16 protein-coding genes are annotated in these 20,569 nt (G+C 68.9%); 14 read left to right on the top strand and 2 right to left on the bottom strand.

The genetic code is table 11. The annotated features are described in order from the left end of the window. Positions 1-70: 70 nt before the first annotated feature. The 5 genes from E7T09_RS06040 (at position 71) to E7T09_RS06020 (ending at position 6,613) form a co-directional block, all read left to right on the top strand. Positions 71-2,644: a U32 family peptidase gene (locus tag E7T09_RS06040; protein WP_168734713.1), complete on the top strand. Its 2,574-nt coding sequence runs from the start codon at positions 71-73 to the stop codon at positions 2,642-2,644. A 164-nt stretch (positions 2,645-2,808) separates the two neighbouring features. Then, complete coding sequence (locus E7T09_RS06035; RefSeq protein ID WP_136388177.1) at positions 2,809-3,348, top strand: DUF402 domain-containing protein; 540 nt, start codon at positions 2,809-2,811, stop codon at positions 3,346-3,348. A gap of 63 nt (positions 3,349-3,411) precedes the next feature. Beyond that, positions 3,412-4,188 carry an ABC transporter ATP-binding protein gene (locus tag E7T09_RS06030; protein ID WP_136388176.1) on the top strand — a complete coding sequence of 259 codons (777 nt, stop codon included), beginning with the start codon at positions 3,412-3,414 and terminating at the stop codon, positions 4,186-4,188. Then, the gene (locus E7T09_RS06025) at positions 4,185-5,879 is read left to right on the top strand and encodes a hypothetical protein (RefSeq protein ID WP_136388175.1); all 1,695 of its coding nucleotides are present in this window, start codon (positions 4,185-4,187) and stop codon (positions 5,877-5,879) included. The genes E7T09_RS06030 and E7T09_RS06025 overlap by 4 nt, the downstream gene beginning before the upstream one ends. Positions 5,880-5,953: 74 nt before the next feature. After that, the gene (locus E7T09_RS06020) at positions 5,954-6,613 is read left to right on the top strand and encodes a GNAT family N-acetyltransferase (protein ID WP_136388174.1); all 660 of its coding nucleotides are present in this window, start codon (positions 5,954-5,956) and stop codon (positions 6,611-6,613) included. Positions 6,614-6,676: 63 nt separating this feature from the next. Here E7T09_RS06020 and E7T09_RS06015 read toward each other — a convergent pair whose 3' ends face one another. Continuing rightward, entirely contained in the window at positions 6,677-7,894 is a 1,218-nt protein-coding gene (locus E7T09_RS06015) for a saccharopine dehydrogenase family protein (RefSeq protein WP_136388173.1), read from the bottom strand. A gap of 54 nt (positions 7,895-7,948) precedes the next feature. On the opposite strand from E7T09_RS06015, the gene E7T09_RS06010 reads away from it, so the two are divergent. After that, positions 7,949-8,314: a hypothetical protein gene (locus E7T09_RS06010; RefSeq protein WP_136388172.1), complete on the top strand. Its 366-nt coding sequence runs from the start codon at positions 7,949-7,951 to the stop codon at positions 8,312-8,314. 113 nt (positions 8,315-8,427) lie between these two features. Beyond that, entirely contained in the window at positions 8,428-10,032 is a 1,605-nt protein-coding gene (locus E7T09_RS06005) for a catalase (RefSeq protein ID WP_136388171.1), read from the top strand. A 128-nt stretch (positions 10,033-10,160) separates the two neighbouring features. Here the strand turns inward: E7T09_RS06005 and E7T09_RS06000 are convergent, their stop codons facing one another. Then, positions 10,161-10,577: a hypothetical protein gene (locus E7T09_RS06000; protein WP_136388170.1), complete on the bottom strand. Its 417-nt coding sequence runs from the start codon at positions 10,575-10,577 to the stop codon at positions 10,161-10,163. Positions 10,578-10,848: 271 nt separating this feature from the next. On the opposite strand from E7T09_RS06000, the gene aroA reads away from it, so the two are divergent. From aroA to trpD, 7 genes are all read left to right on the top strand, one after another. Continuing rightward, on the top strand, positions 10,849-12,174 hold the full coding sequence (gene aroA / locus E7T09_RS05995; RefSeq protein ID WP_136388169.1) for a 3-phosphoshikimate 1-carboxyvinyltransferase: 1,326 nt from the start codon (positions 10,849-10,851) through the stop codon (positions 12,172-12,174). A 96-nt stretch (positions 12,175-12,270) separates the two neighbouring features. After that, a complete protein-coding gene (locus E7T09_RS05990) occupies positions 12,271-13,383 on the top strand; it encodes a sorbosone dehydrogenase family protein (RefSeq protein WP_136388168.1) in 1,113 nt (370 codons plus the stop codon). Positions 13,384-13,492: 109 nt separating this feature from the next. Continuing rightward, positions 13,493-16,873 carry a DEAD/DEAH box helicase gene (locus E7T09_RS05985; protein WP_136388167.1) on the top strand — a complete coding sequence of 1,127 codons (3,381 nt, stop codon included), beginning with the start codon at positions 13,493-13,495 and terminating at the stop codon, positions 16,871-16,873. A 199-nt stretch (positions 16,874-17,072) separates the two neighbouring features. After that, positions 17,073-18,491: an anthranilate synthase component I gene (gene trpE / locus E7T09_RS05980; protein ID WP_136388166.1), complete on the top strand. Its 1,419-nt coding sequence runs from the start codon at positions 17,073-17,075 to the stop codon at positions 18,489-18,491. 16 nt (positions 18,492-18,507) lie between these two features. Next, positions 18,508-18,897, top strand: coding sequence for a tautomerase family protein (locus tag E7T09_RS05975; protein ID WP_136388165.1), 390 nt, complete (start codon positions 18,508-18,510; stop codon positions 18,895-18,897). After that, positions 18,894-19,523, top strand: coding sequence for an aminodeoxychorismate/anthranilate synthase component II (locus E7T09_RS05970; protein ID WP_136388164.1), 630 nt, complete (start codon positions 18,894-18,896; stop codon positions 19,521-19,523). Before E7T09_RS05975 ends, E7T09_RS05970 begins: the two co-directional genes overlap by 4 nt. Beyond that, the gene (gene trpD / locus E7T09_RS05965) at positions 19,520-20,527 is read left to right on the top strand and encodes an anthranilate phosphoribosyltransferase (RefSeq protein ID WP_136388163.1); all 1,008 of its coding nucleotides are present in this window, start codon (positions 19,520-19,522) and stop codon (positions 20,525-20,527) included. The genes E7T09_RS05970 and trpD overlap by 4 nt, the downstream gene beginning before the upstream one ends. Positions 20,528-20,569: the final 42 nt, after the last annotated feature.

Genomic DNA, 20,569 nt, shown 5'->3' with positions numbered 1-20,569 from the left:
GACCACCTGAGGGGCAAGTGTGGGGCGCGTCGCCCACCACCCATCCCCTGACCCGCTACACTGGCGCGTTATGCCCAGGCCCCGCGTGAAACCCGAAGTGATGAGCCCCGTGGGCGGTGAGCCGCAACTGCGCGCCGCTGTAGAAGCCGGGGCGGACGCCGTGTTCTTCGGCGTGAACTTCGGCCACGGGCGTTCGGACGGTGCGGGCGCCGGCTTCCATGCCCGGGCGAAGGTCGGCTTCGAGGCCGAGGCGCTGCCGGAGATCATGCGCGGCCTGCACGCGCGCGGGGTGCAGGCCTTCGTGACCTTCAACGTGCTGGTGTTCGACAGGGAACTGCGGCAGGCCGAACGACAGGTCATGACGCTGGCCGAGGCCGGCGTGGACGCCCTGATCGTGCAGGATCACGGCGTGGCCCGCCTGATCCGCGACATCTGCCCGGATCTGCCCGTGCACGGCAGCACGCAGATGAGCGTCACGTCTGCCGAGGGGGCCGAGCACGCTCGGCGCTTCGGCGCGAGCCGCGTGGTGCTGGGCCGCGAACTGAGCCTGCGGGACATCGAGCGGATTGCCACCCAGACGGATCTGGAGCTGGAGACCTTCGTGCACGGCGCGCTGTGCGTCAGTTACTCCGGACAGTGTTTTTCCAGCGAGGCCTGGGGTGGGCGCAGCGCCAACCGGGGGCAGTGCGCGCAGGCGTGCCGCCTGCCGTACGACCTGTACGTGGACGGCCACCGCCGCGACCTGGGCGACGCCCGTTACTTGCTGTCGCCCGGCGACCTGTACGCGCTGCATCAGGTGCCGGATCTCGTGCGGATCGGCGTGAACTGCCTGAAGATCGAGGGCCGCTACAAGGACGCCGAGTTCGTCGCCCTGACCACCGCCGCGTACCGCAAGGCCGTTGACGAAGCGTGGGCGGGCCTGCCCCTGAGCGTCACCCAGCAGGAGGAGCGCGACCTGGAGCAGGTGTACTCGCGTGGACTCGGGCCGCACTTCATGGCGGGCACCAACCACCAGACCGTGGTGCGGGGCCGCGCTCCCCGCCACCGGGGCGTGCGCGTGGCCACCGTCACTGGCACGGCCGAACGCGGCGTGCTGGTGACCCTGTCCGAGCCCATTAAGCCCGGTGACGGCTTGGTCTTCGACCCTGCCAACTGGCGCGCCCCGGAGGGGCGCGAGGAGGGCGGGTTCCTGTACGGCCTGTGGCAGGGCGGCGCGCAGACCGAGGACATTCACGCGGGCGGCACGTACGAACTGCGTTTCGGGCGCGGCGCCGTCGATCCTGCCCGCGTGCGCGTGGGCGACCCGGTGTGGCGCACGCACGACCCCACCCTGGACGCGCGGGTCAAGCCCCTCACGGAAGCCGGCGACCCCGTGTACACCCGCCCGGTGGCCGCGCACTTCCGCGGGTACGTGGGGGAGCGCCCCGCCCTGACCCTGACGGACGAGCACGGCATCAGCGCAACCGCCACGCTGCCCGATCCGCTGGCCCCCGCCCGCAACCGCGCGCTCGACGAGGGCACGCTGCGTGAGCAACTCGGCAAGCTGGGTGGCACCGGCTACCACCTGAACCTGCTGAGCACGGGTCTGCGCGGCGAGGGCTTCCTGCCCGTCAGCAGCCTGAACGCCCTGCGCCGGGACGCGGTCGCCCAGCTCACAGAAGCGCGCGGAGCAGCTCCCGAGCGGAGGATCCGTCCGCAGCTCGACGCGACGCTGGCGGCCCTGCCCGCGCCGGATAGGGCAAAAGTTCCGGGCCACGCGCGCCTGCACGTCCTGGTACGCACGCCCGAGCAGCTGGAGGCCGCCCTCGACACCCGCCCGGACTCGATCACGCTGGATTACCTGGAGCTGTACGGCCTCAAACCCAGTGTGGAACGCGTGAAGGCCGCCGGCATCGAGGTTCGTGTGGCCAGCCCACGCATCCTGAAGCCCACCGAGCAGAACCTCCAGAAGTTCTTGCTGTCGCTGGACGCGGGCCTGCTGGTCCGGTCCGGTGGCCTGCTGGAGGGCCTGCAGGGGGCCACGGACGCCCCGCTCACGGGGGACTTCAGCCTGAATGCCGCGAACGTCCTGACCGCCCGCGCCCTGCTGGAGCTGGGGCTGACCCGCCTGACGCCCACCCACGACCTGAACGCAGCGCAGACCACGGAACTCGCTGGTCTGGTCGGCCCGGACCGGCTGGAAGTCATCGCGTACGGGCATCTGCCGGTCTTCCATACCGAGCACTGCGTGTTCTGCCGCTTCCTGAGCACCGGCACGGATTACACGAACTGCGGCCACCCCTGCGAGACCCACAAGATCGCCCTGCGCGATGATCGCGGCGTGCAACATCCCGTCATGGCGGATGTCGGCTGCCGCAACACGGTGTTCGAGGGCCGTGCCCAGGTGGGTGCCCCGCACCTGCCCCTCTGGCTGGACGCGGGCCTGCGGGATTACCGGCTGGAATTCGTGCACGAGACCCCTGAACAGGTCACGGCAGTGATCGGCGCCCACCGCGAGTTCCTGGATGGAACCATGGACGCCGCCGCCCTGGCAGCCCGACTGGACGCCATCGCCGAGCAGGGGATCACAGAGGGCAGCCTGTACATTCCGTCTGACTTCGCGGGCCTGGAAGCCCTGCCGCTGATCGGCGGCGCCCAGCACTGACCCTGTGTTCATGGGCAAACCATGAAGGTGCCGGGGCCTCCGGATCGTTTCTTCGACGTGGTCGCATTGCCCGTCAGCCCGCCCGTCTGCCCAGGCCTGACCTGCAGGCGTTCAGCGGCTAGCCAGTTCATGAACCTGTCAGGCGGTCTCGGGTAGGCTGGCGTATGCAGACGTCGGCGCTTTCCGAGACCGCGCATCCGATCAAGGAAGAGCGGCATGACGTCCAGGCCCTCCAGCACCACACCAACACCGGCATCCGTCCCGTCCGTGCCTACCGTGAAACGCCCGTCGGCCTGTACGTCGACCGCGACTTCGTGGCGCACCCGCGCATCCGGCAGTGGCAGGCGCACCTGCTGCCCCTCCAGCACCTGGTGGTCTGCCGCTACCACTTTCATGGCCGGCGCGAGCACGACTACTACCTGGACGTGGCGCAGATCACCCGTGACGGGGATGTGTGGACGGTGCGCGACCTGTACCTCGACATCGTCCTGCACGACGGCCTGATGGCCGAAATTGTCGATACGGACGAACTGCTCGCCGCGCGGGAAGCGAATTTCATCTCGGAACGGGAGATGCACCGGGCGGTGGCGGTGGCCCACCACACCCTCGCCAGCCTGGCCCGCGCGCACTACTCGCTCCAGGAATGGCAGCAGGCCCAGCACCTCACGCTCGACTGGTCGGGCCAGCCCATCGCGGCCTGCTGACCGCCGCCCGGGGCGTCCGGGCGCGTGACGCGCCGGTCAGACGCGCGGGCCTAAGCTGAACGGGTGATCGAGGTCAGCCACTACACCAAACGCTACGGCCGGCACGAGGCCGTCAGCGACCTGAGCTTCACCGTGCAGCCCGGCGCGGTCTTCGGGCTGCTGGGCAGCAACGGGGCGGGGAAGACCACCACCATCCGCGCCCTGGTCGGCCTGACCCGCCCGAGCAGCGGCACGGTGCGCGTGCAGGACTACGACGTGTGGAAGGAGCCGGTGGAGGCCAAGGCGGCCTTCGGGTACATCCCGGATCGCCCCTACCTGTACGGCAAGCTGACCGCGCGGGAACTGCTGCGCTTCGTCGCCCAGCTGTACCGGGTGGACGCGGCCGACCCGGAAATCGACCGCTGGCTGGACTTCTTCCGCCTCACCGACTTCGGCAACGAACTGATCGAAACGTACTCGCACGGGATGCGGCAGAAGGTCGCCATTATCGCCGCGCTGTTGCCAGACCCGCCGGTGCTGATCGTGGACGAACCCATGGTGGGCCTCGACCCGCACGCCGCGCGGCAGGTGCGGGAACTGTTCCGCGCGCACGCCGACCGCGGCCGCACGGTGCTGCTGACCACGCACTCCCTGCCGCTCGCGGAGGCCGTGTGCGACCGGATCGTGGTGCTCGACCGGGGCAAGGTGCTCGGCGAGGGCACCATGGACGACCTGCGGGCCCGCACCGGCACTGAAGCGGGCGGCGTGGACGGCGACAGCCTGGAGCGCATCTTCTTCCGCCTGATCGAGGAGGAGCAGGAGGAGGAAGCCCGCCGCCGCGAGGCCACGCCGCCCGCATGATCACCACGCCCGTGCCCACCACCGCCCGCCGCTTCCGGCCGGCCAGCCTGCTGACCCTGAAGGCCACCGCTCTGCGGCACACCCTGGAAGGGGCGTCCAGACCCGGCCTGGCCTTCCTGATCCTGCTGGGCGTTCTGCTCGTGTGGGCGGAGGTCTACGGTGTGTGGCGCGCCCTGACCTTCCTCGGCACCTTCGGCGACATCGGTCTGAGCGTGTTCGCCCGCGTGCTGGAGATCGGCCTGATCACCCTGGGCAGCGGAGTGACCTTCAGCGCCACCACCGCCGCCATCAGCACGCTGTACCTCAGCGACGATCTGAACTTCCTGCTCACCCAGCCGCTGCCCACGTGGCGCGTGTTCGCCCTGAAGGTCAGCGAGACCTTCCTGAACGCCGCATTGGTGCCGGTCTTCCTGACCATCCCGCTGCTGCTCACCGTGGCGGTGTATTTCCACGCGCCCGCCTGGGCCTACGTGGTCATGATCCTCGCAGACCTCCTGACCTTCGCCGCCCCGGTCGGTCTGGGGGCGCTGCTCGCCGTGGGCCTCATGCGCGTGGCCCCGGTCGGCCGTGTCCGTGAGGTCAGCACCGCGCTGGGCGTGCTCCTCAGCGCCGGCCTGGTGTATGCCATCCGCGCCCTGCGCCCCGAGATTCTGGTGCAGAAGATGCAGGATCCGACACGCTTCCAGGAACTCCTGAAGTCGTTTGCCGGGCCGTCGAGCCCCTTCCTGCCGCCGTCGTGGGCCGCCCAGGGCATCTGGCAGGCCGCGCACGGGCATCTCGCCGCCCCGCTGGTTCCGCTGCTTGTGCTGACCATCGGACTGCTGCTGGCCGCCACCCTCCTTGCAACCAAGGCCTATCAGGAGGGCTGGGCGCGGGCGCTCGACTCCAGCACGCCGAAACTCGATCCCACGCCGAAGCGGGCACAGGGTGCGGAACGTCTGCTCACCCGCCTCGGCCCCGGCGGCAGCCTCGCCAGCAAGGATCTGCGCGTCACCCTGCGCGACCCCACCCAGTGGAGCCAGCTGCTCGTCGTCGCCGCGCTGGCCGGCGTGTACCTCGTCAGCGTGAAGGCCGTGCCCATCCCCATCCCGCAGTTCCGGGGCATTCTCGGGTACATCCAGCTCGCGTTCCAGGGCTTCATCATCTCGGGCATCGCCGTTCGGCTCGCGTTCCCCGCCGTGTCCACCGAGGCCAGGGCGTACTGGCTGCTGCGAACGGCGCCGATCGACCCCCGGCAGATCGTCCTGAGCAAGTTCCTGGGCGTGTTGCCAGTCACTCTGACCGTCGGCCTCGTCATGGGAATCGCCAGCGCGAAATCCATGGGCCTCGGCCCCACGCTGCTGCTCCTGAGCGTGCTCGTCAGCCTCAGCAGTGCCTTCGTCATCACCGCCCTGGGCGTCGGCCTGGGTGCCGCCGCCCCCAAGTTCGACGCCGACAATCCCGCCGAGATCGGCGTCAGTGCCGGCGGCCTCGCCTTCATGGGCCTCAGCCTCGCGTACTCGGTGCTGTGCCTGCTGTTGCTGGCGAAACCCGCCGCCGGCAGTGTCCTGCGCCCCGACCTGTACCCGGGGCTGAGCTCGCTGGGCACCCTGGAAGGGGTACTCGGCCTGATCGGCTTGGGGCTGGCAACCGTGTGTGGAACGTGGCTCAGCCTTCGCACCGGGTGGAAGCGACTGGATGGGCTGGAGTGACCGCCCGGGACAGCGGCCTTCCTTAAGCTGTTTCGCGCATGGCGTCGCCCGCCGATCTGTGCCCTCCTGTGGCCATGGCTGCCGACCTCTACCCGCCGCTGAACCTCAAGATCAGCACGCCCCTGCTGGAGCTGCACGGCGCCACCGATGATCTGCTGACCCAGTTGCTTCCCGTGGTTCGTGCGGGCGTGGCCGGGTCGCCCCCTTTCCCGTTCGACGATCCCATGTCGCTGTACGACGACAATCCTGGGCGGGAACGCAGGTGGCTTCAGGCCATCTGGCGCGGTCGTGGGACGGTGCGCCCGGATTCGTGGCGGCTGTATTTCGCGGTCATGGTGGAGGGGCAGGCCGTCGGCATGCAGGATCTGCTGGGCCGAGAGTTCGATTCATTTCGTACGGTGAGCACCTTCTCCTGGCTGGCGCCGGGTGTCCGGCATCGGGGCCTGGGGCGCGAGATGAGGGCCGCCATCCTGCACCTGGCCTTTGAAGGCTTCGGGGCGTCGGAGGCGACCAGTGAGGCGTTCTTCGACAATGTGGCGTCGAACCGGGTGTCGGAGGTTATGGGATACCAGCCCGACGGCTCGGATTGGGCGACGCGTCGCGGTGAGGCGGCTGTGTTGAAGCGCTGGCGCCTCACGCGGGATGCCTGGGCAGCGAATCGGCGCAGTGACATCGAATTGACCGGCGTGGACGAGTGCAAGCCGGTGCTGTACATCACGGACACCGTCCGTTGAGGGCAATTCAGGGAATGAATGGGGCCGGTCGCCACGGCGGCAACCGGCCCGAGGCCTGAGGACTCAGTCCTTGACCAGCTCAATCCCCGCCAGCTCGTCCACCGGGAGGCCCCAGGTGTTCATGGCGTCAATGAAGGGGTCGGGGTCGAGCTGTTCCACGTTCCACACGCCGGGCTGCATCCACGTGCCGTTCAGCATGAGCATCGCGCCGATCATGGCGGGTACGCCGGTGGTGTAGCTCACGCCCTGCGCCTGCACCTCGCGGTAGCACTCGACGTGATCCTTGACGTTGTACACGAAGTGCACGTTGGGCTGGCCGTCCTTGCCCGGCCCTTTGGCCTGCACGCCGATGCAGGTCTGGCCGGTGTAGTTCGCGGCGAGACTCTCGGGAACGGGCAGCACGGCTTTCAGGAACTCGATCGGAGCGATCTTCTGGCCCCGGAAGTCGATGGGCTCGATGCTGGTCATGCCGATGCCCTCCAGGACGTTCAGGTGCTTGATGTAGTTCTCGCCGAAGGTCATCCAGAACCGCGCGCGCTTGATGGTGGGGAAGTGCTTGACCAGGGATTCGAGTTCCTCGTGGTACAGCACGAAGCTCTTGCGGGTGGCGACCTTGGGGTAGTAGATGTCCTGGCTGAGTTCCAGCGGCTGGGTCTCGACCCACTGGCCGTTCTCCCAGTAGCGGCCGTTGGCGGTGATCTCGCGGATGTTGATCTCGGGGTTGAAGTTCGTGGCGAACGCCTTGCCGTGGTCGCCGTTGTTGCAGTCCACGATGTCCAGCTCGTGAATCTCGTTGAAGTGGTGCTTGGCCAGGAATGCCGTGAACGCCTGGGTCGCGCCCGGGTCGAAGCCGCAGCCGAGCAGCGCCATCAGTCCCTTCTCCTGGAAGCGTTCCTGGTACGCCCACTGCCACGAGTACTCGAACTTGGCGACGTCCTTGGGTTCGTAGTTGGCGGTATCGAGGTAGTGCACGCCGGTTTCCAGGCAGGCGTCCATGATGGTCAGGTCCTGGTAGGGGAGGGCCACGTTGATGACCATGACCGGCCCGAAGTCCGTGATGAGCTTGACCAGTTCCGGCACGTTGTCGGCATCGACGGTCGCTGTGCTGAAGACCGCCTTGCTGCCTGGCAGGTGTTCCTTGATCTCCGCGACGATCTTGTCGGCCTTGCTGACGGTGCGGGTGGCGATCAGCACCTCGGTGAACACCGTGTCGTTCTGCGCGCATTTCTTGGCGACGACGTTCGCGACGCCGCCCGCTCCGATGATGATGACCTTGCTCATGCGGGGCAGTTTACTGTCCTGGCAGCCCGGGGCACGTCAGGGTAGGCTCGGGAAATGGCCAGCCGTCCTCCATCCAACCCCCTGAACGCCCTGCCGCAGCGCGAGGTCACGCCGGAGATGAGGCGGCGCACGGCCCGGACGTTCTGGCTGATCCTGCTGGCCTTCGTGACCGGAATCGGGATGATGGTGGCCGTGCTGGCATGGCAGGGGCGGGGAGCGCGGGACTACGCCCGCAGCGTGCGTGAGGCCGTCCTGGCGGGCAACCCGTCGCCAAACGCGTCGTACTCGGTGGGGTGTGGGCAGGTGAAGCCGGGAGCGTTGCCACCTGGCGTGACGAGTTGTGAGGTCAAAGTGCTGGCTGGCGCGGTGAGCGTGCACCTGATGTACGAGGGTGGGCGGGCGTTCAAGCTGAGCCGCTGACCCAGCGTGTCTTGAGATGCGGTTCATCCTGTTGAGAACGTTTCCTGTTTAGGATTGAGGTCGAGTCGATCCGACCCGGATTGGCCGCCGTTTCCCGAGTGCCAGGAGTAGCCATGAGCGACGACAAGACCTTCAAACCCAGCGAACCGACTGACCTGCAAACTCCGAAGAAGAGCACCACGGCGCTCACCAACGCGCAGGGCGACCCGGTCGCCAGCAACGAGAACTCCATAACTGCCGGGCCGCGCGGACCGGTGCTGTTGCAGGATCACCACCTGCTCGAGCGCATGGCGCACTTCAACCGTGAGCGCGTCCCCGAACGGGTCGTGCATGCCAAGGGCAGCGGCGCCTTCGGCACGTTCCGCGTCACCCGCGCCATTCCCGAACTGACCATCGCGCATCTGTTCCAGAAGGAGGGCACCGAGTGCCGCATGCTGGCGCGCTTCTCCACCGTGGCCGGTGAGAAGGGCTTCGCGGATACCGTGCGTGACCCGCGCGGCTTCGCCTTGAAGATGTACACCGAGGACGGCAACTGGGATCTGGTCGGCAACAACACCCCGGTGTTCTTCGTCCGCGATCCCGTCAAGTTCCAGGATTTCATCCACAGCCAGAAACGCCACCCGGCCACGGGCCGCCGCAGCGAGACGATGATGTTCGACTTCTGGGGCCTACGCCCCGAGACGCTGCACCAGACGCTGTACATCTTCGGTGATCGCGGGATTCCGCGCGGCTACCGGTTCATGAACGGCTACTCCAGCCACACGTACAGCCTGTGGAACGCCAAGGGCGAACGCGTCTACGTGAAGTGGCACTTCCACACCCAGCAGGGCGTGCAGAACCTGACGGAAGAGGAAGCGACCGAGATCGCCGGGAAGAACCCAGACTTCGCCTTCCAGGATCTGCACGACGCCATTGAGCGCGGCGACTTCCCGAAGTGGAAGGTCAGCCTCCAGGTCATGCCGGAGGCCGAGGCCGACACCTACCACATCAACCCCTTCGATCTCACGAAGGTCTGGCCGCACGCGGACTACCCGCTGATGGAGGTCGGGGAGTTCGAGCTGAACGAGAACCCGACAAACTACTTCGCCCAGATCGAGCAGGCCGCCTTCGAGCCGAACAACATGCCGCGCGGCTTCGGCGCCAGCCCCGACAAGATGCTCCAGGGCCGCCTGATGAGCTACGCCGATGCCCACCGCTACCGGATCGGCATCAACTACGCCGAACTGCCCGTGAACAAGGCCGTCGCGCCCGTCCACACCTACCACCGGGACGGCCACCTGCGGTTCGACGGCAACTTCGGGGATGCCCCGGTGTACGAGCCGAACTCCTTCGGCGGCCCGGTCGCGTCCGGCGAGGCGGTGCAGGAACCGCCCCGCAAACTGACCGGCGCTGCGGACCGTTACGGCTGGCCCGAGACGGACGAGGACTACTTCGCGCAGCCCGGCGCCCTGTTCCGCCTCATGAAACCGGACGAGCAGAAGCGCGTGTATGGCAACTATGCCCGGCATCTGGGCGCCACGCCGGCGTTCATCCAGGATCGCTACCTGGGCCACCTCGACAAGGTCGATCCGAACCTCGGCCAGGGCGTGCGCGACGCGATAGCCACGATGAAGGCCGAATCCAAGCCGGAACTGAAAACCGTGCTGGTCGAGGAGCACACGTACGCGGCTGGCGGAACCCTGAGGCCGCAGCCCCAGGCCGTCGGCACCGACGACTGACCCTCCCCCCATTCCCGACCCCGCCCTGACCGGCGGGGTTATTGCTGCTTGGCGTGTTAGACCATCGTGTCGTGGGGGAGACGACCGACCCGACGGCAGCGGGGCGCGTGTCGCAGCCCGTCCGGGCCCTATTTCAGATTGCTCTTGTGGAACAGGGCGGGGCCGCCGGCGTCGGGCGTGGTGTTGATCGCCTGCTCGACGGCGTCCACCAGGGCCGCGACCGGCAGCGTGAAGACGCCGGCCTCTCCGCGCGTGAAGGCGTCCCGCCAGCGCTCCAGGCCACCCTGATCCACGGGCAGCACCACGTCGTCCTCGATCAGGTCGATCACCGAGGCCTGCAGGGCGGACTCGCTGACGGGCGAGTGGGCCAGTTCCTCCTGAAGGCCGCCCGCCAAGTGTGGACTCCGCAGGCGCAGGCCGTCGAGGCGGATGTGCACCGCCACGTCATCCGGGCCAGTTTCCATCGCCAGGATCAGCACGGTGGACGTCTCCTCGCCGGGGCGGGTGTGGTACGTCCAGCGCTGGCCAGGAGCGAAGGTGGGCATCGTTCCAGGCTAGGCCAGGGAGGGCCAGGGCGCGTGTGAACTGCCTTCGGAAAGGCTGGATACTGACCCCGGCTGGTGGGTGGGGATACGACAGCCGGTGAGCGGTTGGCACGCGGATCAGATCGGGCGGCTCACCCCACCCGGAAACGGGCCGCTTTGGACGATTCCCGCAGTCCTACAGGGTGGCGCGGCCCTGCACTCCGCTGAGCCTGGATGGCCGCTGTCTTGCCCGCACCAGAGCGCCGCGCGCCGCAGACGCTAGCCTCGCTGTATGAGTGCCGATGGTCTGCCCGAACGGTTCGACGTGATCGTTCACCCCGTCAAGGAATTGCGTGGGGAACTGCGGGCCCAGCCCAGCAAGAACTACACGACCCGCTACCTGCTCGCGGCGGCCCTGGCGCAGGGAGAGACGCGGGTGGTGGGCGTGGCGACCAGCGAGGACGCGCAGGCCATGCTGCGCTGTCTGGAAGACTGGGGCGCCGGAGTCGAGCTGGTCGGCGACGATGCCGTGATCCGGGGCTTCGGCGCCTCCCCGCGCGCGGACGTGACCTTAAATCCCGGCAACGCGGGCGCTGTGGCCCGCTTTCTGATGGGCGTGGCCGCCCTGACCACCGGCACGACCTTCGTCACGGACTACGCGGAGTCGCTGGGCAAGCGGCCGCAGGGCGACCTGCTGGCCGCGCTGGAACGCCTGGGCGCGAAGGTCGACAGCCGGGAGGGCAGGCTGCCCATCCAGATCAGCGGCCCGGTGCGGGGCGGCGTGGTCGAGGTCGCGGCCGAGAAGTCCAGCCAGTACGCCTCGGCTCTGATGTTCCTGGGCCCGTTGCTGCCCGAGGGCCTGAACCTGCGCCTGACGGGAACCATCAAGAGTCACGCGCCACTTCGGCAGACGCTGGATACCCTGGCGGCCTTCGGGATCCGGACGACCGCGCGGGAGGATCTGAGCCGCATCGACATCCCCGGCGGGCAGGTCTACCGGCCGGGTCGGGTGCTGGTGCCTGGCGACTACCCGGGGTCTGCCGCCCTGCTGGCCGCTGCCGCCATGATCCCCGGCGAATTGCGCCTCTCGAACCTGCGCGAGCGTGACCTGCAGGGCGAGCGCGAGGCCGTGGCCGTCCTGCAGGAGATGGGCGCGGACATCCGCCGGGAAGGCGACACCCTGATCGTGCGGGGCGGCCAGCCCCTGCATGCGGTCACGCGCGACGGGGACGGCTTCACCGACGCGGTGCAGGCGCTCACGGCAGCGGCGGCCAGCGCCTCGGGCACCACGACCTGGGAGAACGTGTCCACGCTGCGCCTGAAAGAGTGCGACCGCATCAGCGACACCCGCGGCGAACTGGAGCGCCTGGGCCTGAGCGCTGCCGAGACCGGAGATTCACTGAGCGTCACGGGTTCGCAGGGAATCGCGGGCGGAGTCACGGCGGACGGGCATGGCGACCACCGTATGATCATGCTGCTCACCCTGCTGGGCCTGCGGGCCGAGGCCCCACTCACGATCACCGGCGCGCACCACATCCGCAAGAGTTACCCGCTGTTTTTCCGTCACCTCGAGACGCTGGGCGCGACCTTCGAGTACCGGCCGACCGACGCGCCCTGAACCACTCCCCGACCCCCGGCAGATCCTCAACGCGGCGCCCTCCCGCCTTCATGGGGCTGCCCGTCCGTTCTCACGCCAGGATGATGAACTGGACGCATGAAATCATTCCTGAGGCCGCTCACCCTGGCCCTGCTGACCGTGTCCTGCACCGTGCCCGCCCCGGCCAGCGCCCAGACGACGCCTGCCCTGAAGGCACCGGCCGGGTTCAAGGTCACGGAGTACGCCACGGGCTTCAAGCAGCCGCGCTTCATGGTGGTGGCCAGCAATGGCGATGTGCTGCTCAGCGACATGGGCGCGGGCAGCGTGTATGTCATGCCGGACGCCAACAAGGATGGCAAGGCCGACAGCAAACAGGTGTATGTCACGGGCCTGAACCAGCCGCACGGCCTGGCCATTCACGGTGGGTACCTGTACGTGGCCGAGACGGACAAGGTGGTGCGCTTCGCGTACAAGCCCGGCGACCTGAAGGCCAGCGGCCAGCCCGAAACGCTGCTCAGCCTGCCCAGCGGGGGCGGGCACTCCACCCGCACGGTCGAGTTCGGTCCGGACGGAAAGATGTACGTGGCGGCCGGCAGTTCCTGCAATGTCTGCGAGGAGAGTGATCCCAAACGCGCGGCCATCTGGGTCTACGACGCCGACGGCAAGAACGGCAAGGTCTACGCCTCGGGCCTGCGCAATCCGGTGGGCATCGAGTGGGTGGGCGACACGCTGTACTCCACCAACAACGGCCGCGACAACCTCGGGGACGACATCCCGCCGGAAGGCTTCTACAAGGTCAAGGCGGGCGCATTCTACGGCTGGCCCTACTGCTACACCACCAAGCCCGGTGAGGCGCAGGTGTGGGACAAGGACTTCGGCAAGAAGAGTGCGTCCACGTGCACGAACGCCACGCCCGCCTTCGCCCTGACCACCGCCCATGCAGCGCCGCTGGGGCTCGCCGCGTACACGGGATCCAGCTTCCCGGCCGCTTACAAGGGCCAGCTGTTCATCGCCCTGCACGGCAGCTGGAACCGCAGCGCCAAGAGCGGGTACAAGGTCGTCACGGTCGACCCGGCCAGCGGCAAGGTCACGGACTTCCTCACGGGCTTCCTGAACGGGCAGCGCACCGAGGGCCGCCCGGTCGATCTGGTCGTCCTGGCCGATGGATCGCTCCTGCTGACCGACGATGGTGCCGGAAAGGTCTGGCGTATCCAGTACCAATCCTCCTGACCTCCGGACTCCGATCTGCGCCACGTTCAGACCTTCGTCATCTCAGGCGCGCTAGACTCGGGGGCGTGTTTGTTTTCAAGCCCCTGACCGCCCGCCCGGCGGCCCGGACGTGAAGCTCAGTCGCCTGCCGCCCGGTTTCGGCCTGGACACGGCCGCGCAGGGTCTCGCGCTGCGTGAGGGTGCCGTGCAGGACATTGCCCGGGAGTGGACGGACGCCGGCTGGCGGGCCACCGGTACCGTCCACGACGGCGGCACCGATTACCACGCCAGCGTGGAACTCACCCCGCCGCCGGACGTGCAACTGCGCGCGTCCTCCTGCACCTGTGGCCGCTACCGCTGCCGGCATGTGGCGGCCCTCGTGCTGTCCACGGATCCGCCGTCCTCCCCGCGCCCGGTGGCCGCTCCGGTGACCACGACGCCGAGAGCCACGCCTGAGGAAACCCTGGACGCCCGCACGCAGCAGTGGCTCGCGTCCTTCCACGAACAGCCCGGCCAGGCGCGGGGCCGGCAGTTCGAACTGCGGTACGTGCTGCGCCTCCTGCCGCCCGCCAGCGGGAGCGGCAGCGTCCGCCGGGTGGCCATTCAGGTCATGCGCGTTCCCGTCCGGGGCGACGTGCCGGATCTGCGCGGCGCGGAGCGCTACGCCATTCCGCGCACGCTGTCGACGGCGCCGGGCTTCGTCCGCCGGGATGACCGGATCCTGCGGCTGCTCGACATGGCCACCGCCCCCGCCCACGAACCGGGCCGCTACGGCGAGGAACTGTATGCCCTGACCGATCACCCGGCTGGGGATCTGCTGATCGACTCGCTGCTCAGCTCCGGCCGGCTGTGCTGGGAGCGCGCCGACCGGCTTCTGCGACGCGGCCCCGAGCTGGCGGGCGAACTCGCGTGGTCGAGCGACGCGCGCGGAGCCCAGACGCCGACCCTGAGCGCTCCGCAGACCCCGGGCGCCGTGGTGCTTCCGGTCACGCCCCCCTGGGCCGTGCAGCCGGACATCGCGGAGCTTGGCCGCCTGAACGTGAATGCCAGCGGAGAACAGGTCGCCCGCTTCCTGTCCGGCCCGACGCTCGCGCCCGCCCAGGCGACGGCCCTGGCCCACGCCATCACGGCCTCCGGCCTGAACCTGCCCATCCCGCAGACCGTGCAGGTGCGCGAAGAGGACCTGCCGTACACGCCGCAACTGCACCTGTCGGGCCGCACGGCCACCGTGTATGTCCGCGACGGCTGGGCCCGCCGACCCGAAACACGCGTGTTCCCGGCCGCCGAACTGCGCCACGCCTACGGGGGGCTGGCGGTGCCAGACGGCGCCCACAGCAGTGGCCCCACCTTGTACCGCGACGGCGTCCTCACCCGCGTGACCCGCCGCCCCCAGCAGGAACGCGACGCCAGCCGCGACCTGCATCTCGCCGGGTTCCAGCGCCTGGAAGACCTGTACCAGGATGAGTTCACACTGCCCGGCGATCTGGGCGAACAGCTCGGCCTCAGCGATGACGAGGCCTGGACGGATTTCATGCGCGGCGGTCGGCTGGATCTGGAAGCGCAGGGCTTCACCCTCCTGATCCACCCGGACTTCCCGCTGAACTTCGCGCAGATCACCGACTGGTACGGCCACGCCGACGACAGCGCCGGCGGCTGGTTCACCCTCGATCTGGGGATCGTCGTCGACGGGCAGCAGGTCAGCCTGATCCCGGTGCTCGCGGATCTCATTGCACGTCAGCCGGAACTGTTCACGCCGGAGGCCCTGCAGGAGCTCCAGGACGACGAGACCATCACCGCGACCCTCGCGGACGGCCGCCGTGTGGCGCTCCCGGCGGGCCGCATCCGCGCCATCCTGAGCGTGCTGGTCGAACTGAACCTGCGTGACCTTCCGCCCGGCCCGCTGAAGCTGCCCCTGCTCGACGCCGCCCGTCTGGCCGAACTGGAGAGTGCCGTGCAGGCCCGCTGGCTGGGCGCGGATCGCCTGCTCGACCTGGGCCGCCGCCTGCGCGACTTCGGCGGGATCGACCCGGTCGAACCGCCACCCGGCCTGCACGCTGACCTGCGCCCCTACCAGCTCCAGGGCCTCGCGTGGCTGCAATTCCTGCGCCAGTACGACATGGGCGGCATCCTGGCCGATGACATGGGGCTGGGGAAAACGGTGCAGACCCTGGCGCACCTGCTATTGGAGCAGGAGTCCGGCCGGGCCGACCGCCCCAGCCTGGTGGTCGCGCCGACGTCCGTGATCGGCAACTGGCAGTCCGAGGCGGCGAAGTTCGCGCCCTCCCTGCGCGTGCTGACCCTGCACGGCAAGGACCGCCGCTCGCTGTTCGAGCTGATTCCGGAGTACGACCTGATCCTGACGACGTACCCGCTGCTGCCACGCGACCTGGAGGATCTGTCGGCCTTCCAGTACCACCTGGTGATCCTGGACGAGGCGCAGAACATCAAGAACAGCAAGACGGCGGCGGCCAAGGCGGCCGGCAGCCTGGACGCCCGCTACCGGCTGGCGCTCACGGGCACGCCGCTGGAGAACCACCTGGGCGAGCTGTGGTCGCAGTTCAACTTCCTCGCGCCGGGCCTGCTGCACGACGAGCGCACCTTCCGCGACCTGTACCGCACGCCCATCGAGAAACGCGGGGACGCCCAGCGGCGCATGGCCCTGGCGGCGCGGGTGCGGCCGTTCATCCTGCGGCGCGAGAAGCGGGACGTGGCGCGGGAACTGCCGCCCAAGACCGAGATTCCCGTGCGCGTCACCCTGGACGGCGACCAGCGCGACCTGTATGAGACCGTCCGCGTGACCATGCAGGGCCGCGTGCAGGAGGAACTGAGGGCGCGCGGCCTGTCGCGCAGCACCATCGCCATCCTGGATGCGCTGCTCAAGCTGCGGCAGTCGGTCACCGACCCGCGCCTCGTGAAGCTGGAGGCGGCCGCCGGCGTGCAGGGCAACGCGAAGTTCGACTGGTTGCAGGGCAACCTCCCGCAGATGCTGGAGGAGGGCCGGCGCGTCCTGATCTTCAGTTCCTTCGCCACGCTGCTCGGGCACCTGGAACCGTGGCTGCAGGCCGAGGGCATTCCGTACTCCATGCTGACCGGGCAGACCCAGAACCGCCAGCAGCAGATCGACGACTTCCAGGCGGGCAAAACGCACGTGTTCCTGATCACCCTCAAGGCCGGTGGCGTGGGCCTGAACCTCACGGCGGCCGACACGGTCATCCACTACGACCCGTGGTGGAACCCGGCGGCCGAGGATCAGGCGACGGACCGCGCGTACCGCATCGGGCAGGACAAGCCGGTGTTCGTGTACAAGCTGATCGCGGCCGGCAGCGTGGAGGAGCGCATCCTCGACCTCCAGGCCCGCAAGGCGTCCCTGGCGCGCGCCGTCCTGGACGGCGGCCTGAGCGACGCCACCCAGCTCACGGCCGCCGATCTCGACCGCCTGTTCGCGCCACTGGAAGATGGCGAGGGAGCCGGACTGACCCCGGCGGAAGCGGACGGAGAGCTTCGCATCTGAAGGCCCCTTGAGGACATAGGGGTGGCGCGCTATCCTCGGCGCATGTTGCAGAGCGGTGCGTGGTGGTGGCCCAGGGTTGCCTGGGTGTAACGCGCCGTATTCCCCTTCAAGGACGCGCCCAGGTGGATGACCCCACCGGGCGTTTTCGTTTGCCTCCAGACCGGCCGCTCAGGGCCAGCCCACGTTTCCCAGGAGCCGCATGACCCAGACCACCCTGTCCGTTCACCTGTCCGCCACGGAACTGAATGCCGACCTGGACACCCCAGTGACCGCGTACCTGAAGGCCGCGCAGGGCGAGACCGTGAGCTTCCTGCTGGAGAGCGTGGAGGCCGGCGAGAAACTCGGCCGCTACTCGTTCATCGGCGTGGGGGAGCAGGGCCGCTTCGAGTACGTGGGCGGGCAGGTGTACAGCAGCGGCGTATTCGGCGACCACCACGGGCCGGACGCCGATCCGCTGGCCCGGCTGTACGCCGCCACGATCCGTCCGGTGACCGTGCCGCCCGGCCTGCCCGCTTTCGTGGGCGGCGCGGTCGGGTACTCGGCGTATGACATCATCCGCGCCTACGAGCGCCTGCCCGACGCCAACCCGGACGAACTGAATGTCCCGGACGCGTGCTTCATTGCGCCGCGCGGCATGGTCATCTACGATCACCTCAAACACCGCCTGATCGCGGTGGCGGCGGCCGGTTCGCCCCGGCAGGCAGAAGCCCAGGTGGCGGCCCTGGTCAGCCGTCTGCGTGGCCCCCTGCCCGAAGTGCCGGGGCAGAACCCCGCTCCTGCCCCTCAGTTCAGCAGCAACTTCACGCCGCAGGGCTACCAGGACGCCGTGGGACGCGCCCTGGAATACATCCGCGCCGGAGACATCTTCCAGGTGGTGCCGAGCCAGCGATTCAGCGCCGATCTGGGTGACGTGCACCCGTTCGCGCTGTACCGGGCGCTGCGCCGCGTGAATCCCAGCCCGTACCTGGGCTACCTGCAACTCGGGCCGGTCACGCTGGTCGCCAGCAGCCCTGAGAGTCTGCTTGCCAGCGACGGGCGAACCGTCACGACCAAGCCCATCGCCGGTACCCGCCCGCGCGGCGCGACCCCTGAGCTCGACGACGCCCTCGCCAGCGAGTTGCTCGCCGACGAGAAGGAACGCGCCGAGCACCTGATGCTGGTGGATCTCGGTCGCAACGACCTCGGCAAGGTCAGCGAGTACGGCAGCGTGCGCGTGCAGGATGCGTTTACCATCGAGCGCTACAGTCACGTGATGCACATCGTGTCCAGCGTGACCGGGCAGCTCCGCGAGGGGCAGACGCCGCTGCATGCCCTGGCGAGCGTGCAGCCCATGGGAACCGTGAGCGGCGCGCCCAAGATCCGCGCCATGGAGATCATCGACGAACTGGAACCCGTGCGGCGCGGCCCGTACGGCGGCAGCTTCGGGTACATCGCCTTCGATGGCAGCATGGACATGGCCCTGACCCTGCGCACCATGGTGATCGCCGGCGGGCGCGTGCACATCCAGGCGGGCGCAGGCATCGTCGCCGACAGCGACCCGGCCAGCGAGGAACTGGAGACGCGCAACAAGGCTGCCGCCCTTATGCGCGCCGTCGAGCTGGCCGCCGGGGGCCTGTGACCATGGGAGGACTGTGATGGGACACGTCAAGATCTACGGCCATACTGAGTTCATCACCGCGCGGCGCCAGCAGATCTCGGACGCCATCCACCGCGCCAGCGTGCAGGAACTCGGACTGCCCGAGGGCAAGCGCTACCACCGGTTCATTGGCCTGGACAGTGCGGACTTCATTCACCCGGACGACCGCAGCGCCGCCTACGTGATCGTGGAAATTCACCTCATGAGCGGGCGCACCGACAAGACCCTGCGCGCCTACCTGCTGGCCCTTCAGGCCGCCCTGGAGGATTACGCCGGAGTCGCGCCGAACGACCTGGAGGTGATCCTCCTGGAAACGCCGCCCGCCCGCTGGAGTATCCGGGGCGTGATCGGCGACGAACTGCAACTTCCCTATGAGGTCAACCGATGAACCCACCCGCGACCCCGGCCCCCCTGCGCGTCCTGCTGATCGACAACTACGACTCGTTCACGTACAACCTCGTGCAGTATTTCGGCGAACTGGGCGCCGACCTGACGGTGTGGCGCAACGACGCCTTCACGCTTGAGGAGGTACGTGCCCTGAATCCCGATGCCATCGTGGTCTCGCCCGGCCCGTGTACGCCGCTGGAAGCGGGCCTCAGCGTGGACGTGATCCGTGAACTCGGCCCCCAGTACCCGGTGCTGGGCGTGTGCCTGGGCCACCAGAGCATCGGTGAGGCCTTCGGCGCGACCGTGGGCCGCGCCCTGCAACCGGTGCATGGCAAGACCAGCTCCGTGCGGCACGATGGCACCGGCCTCTTCGCCGGCGTTCCGGACGGCGTCACGGTGACCCGCTACCACTCGCTGATCGTGCGGAACCTGCCGCCGGAACTCGTGGCGACCGCGTGGACGACCGATCCTGGCGAGGAGATCGTGATGGCCCTGCGTCACCGCGAGTACCCGGTGTACGGCGTGCAGTTCCATCCGGAGAGCATCGCCACCGAGCGGGGCATGGACATGATCCGCAACTTCCTGGCAGAGGTGCGCGCGTTCCAACGCCGCGAGGTGACCGCATGATGCACGCCCGCCTGATGAACGGCGAGCAGCTCTCGCAGGAGGACGCCGCCGCATTCATGCGTGAGGTCATGACCGGCGAGATGAGTTCCATCCGCCTGTCGGCCGCGCTGGCCGCCCTGCGCGTCCGGGGAGAAACCCCGGCGGAGATTGCTGGCTTCGCGCAGGCCATGCGGGAAAACGCGGTGCGTGTGAACGTGCGGCCCCGCCCGGTACTGCTGGACGTGGTCGGCACGGGCGGCGACGGCGCGCACACCTTCAACATCAGCACCACGACAGCCTTCGTGGTCGCTGGTGCGGGCGTGCCCGTCGCGAAGCACGGCAACCGCGCCGCCAGCAGCCGGGCCGGCAGCGCGGACGTGCTGGAGGCGCTGGGCGTGAACCTTGACGCCAGTCCCGAGGTCGTGGCCGACGCCGTGGACACCCTCGGCATCGGCTTCATGTTCGCCCGCAACTACCACCCGGCCCTGCGGCATGCGGCGGCCGTCCGCTCCGATCTGGCCTCCCGCACGGTGTTCAATATCCTGGGACCGCTGAGCAACCCGGCCGGGGCGACCCATCTGGTCGTGGGCGTGTTCCGCCCCGACCTGACCCGCACGCTGGCCGAGGTGCTGCGCCTGCTCGGGGCCGGTGGAGCGACCGTCGTGTACGGCGACGGCCTGGACGAGTTCACGGTGTCCGGCATGAACACTGTCTCCGGTCTGCGCGACGGCGAGATCATCGACCGGCAGCTGCACCCGGAGGAGGTCGGTGTGGACATGCATCCCAGAGAAGCCATCGTGGGCGGCACACCCGCCGAGAACGCCGAGATCACCCGCGCCCTGCTCACCGGCGGCGGCACAGCGGCCCAGCGGGACATCGTGGCCCTGAACGCCGGGGCGGCCCTGCGCACCGCGGGTGCCGTGGAGTCGATCCGGGACGGCGTGGCCCGGGCGCGCGAGATCATGAGCGGAGGCCAGGGCTGGGATGTCCTGCACCGGTACGCGAACCATACCCGACAGGGCTGAACCGGGACTGCGCTGCTTGGAGTGGTGCCGAATGGCGCGGGA

It is taken from the genome of Deinococcus sp. KSM4-11 (assembly GCF_004801415.1).
Lineage (GTDB): Bacteria > Deinococcota > Deinococci > Deinococcales > Deinococcaceae > Deinococcus.
This window is presented reverse-complemented; position numbering and strand designations above follow the sequence as displayed.

Bases quoted from the DNA above. Each gene is read 5' to 3' on its own strand.
- E7T09_RS05990 (WP_136388168.1), top strand. From the start codon at position 12,271: ATGAAATCATTCCTGAGGCCGCTCACCCTGGCCCTGCTGACCGTGTCC.
- aroA (WP_136388169.1), top strand. From the start codon at position 10,849: ATGAGTGCCGATGGTCTGCCCGAACGGTTCGACGTGATCGTTCACCCC.
- E7T09_RS06025 (WP_136388175.1), top strand. From the start codon at position 4,185: ATGATCACCACGCCCGTGCCCACCACCGCCCGCCGCTTCCGGCCGGCC.
- E7T09_RS06035 (WP_136388177.1), top strand. From the start codon at position 2,809: ATGCAGACGTCGGCGCTTTCCGAGACCGCGCATCCGATCAAGGAAGAG.
- E7T09_RS06005 (WP_136388171.1), top strand. From the start codon at position 8,428: ATGAGCGACGACAAGACCTTCAAACCCAGCGAACCGACTGACCTGCAA.
- trpE (WP_136388166.1), top strand. From the start codon at position 17,073: ATGACCCAGACCACCCTGTCCGTTCACCTGTCCGCCACGGAACTGAAT.
- E7T09_RS06010 (WP_136388172.1), top strand. From the start codon at position 7,949: ATGGCCAGCCGTCCTCCATCCAACCCCCTGAACGCCCTGCCGCAGCGC.
- E7T09_RS06015 (WP_136388173.1), bottom strand. From the start codon at position 7,894: ATGAGCAAGGTCATCATCATCGGAGCGGGCGGCGTCGCGAACGTCGTC.
- E7T09_RS06020 (WP_136388174.1), top strand. From the start codon at position 5,954: ATGGCTGCCGACCTCTACCCGCCGCTGAACCTCAAGATCAGCACGCCC.
- E7T09_RS06040 (WP_168734713.1), top strand. From the start codon at position 71: ATGCCCAGGCCCCGCGTGAAACCCGAAGTGATGAGCCCCGTGGGCGGT.
- E7T09_RS06000 (WP_136388170.1), bottom strand. From the start codon at position 10,577: ATGCCCACCTTCGCTCCTGGCCAGCGCTGGACGTACCACACCCGCCCC.
- E7T09_RS05970 (WP_136388164.1), top strand. From the start codon at position 18,894: ATGAACCCACCCGCGACCCCGGCCCCCCTGCGCGTCCTGCTGATCGAC.
- trpD (WP_136388163.1), top strand. From the start codon at position 19,520: ATGATGCACGCCCGCCTGATGAACGGCGAGCAGCTCTCGCAGGAGGAC.
- E7T09_RS05975 (WP_136388165.1), top strand. From the start codon at position 18,508: ATGGGACACGTCAAGATCTACGGCCATACTGAGTTCATCACCGCGCGG.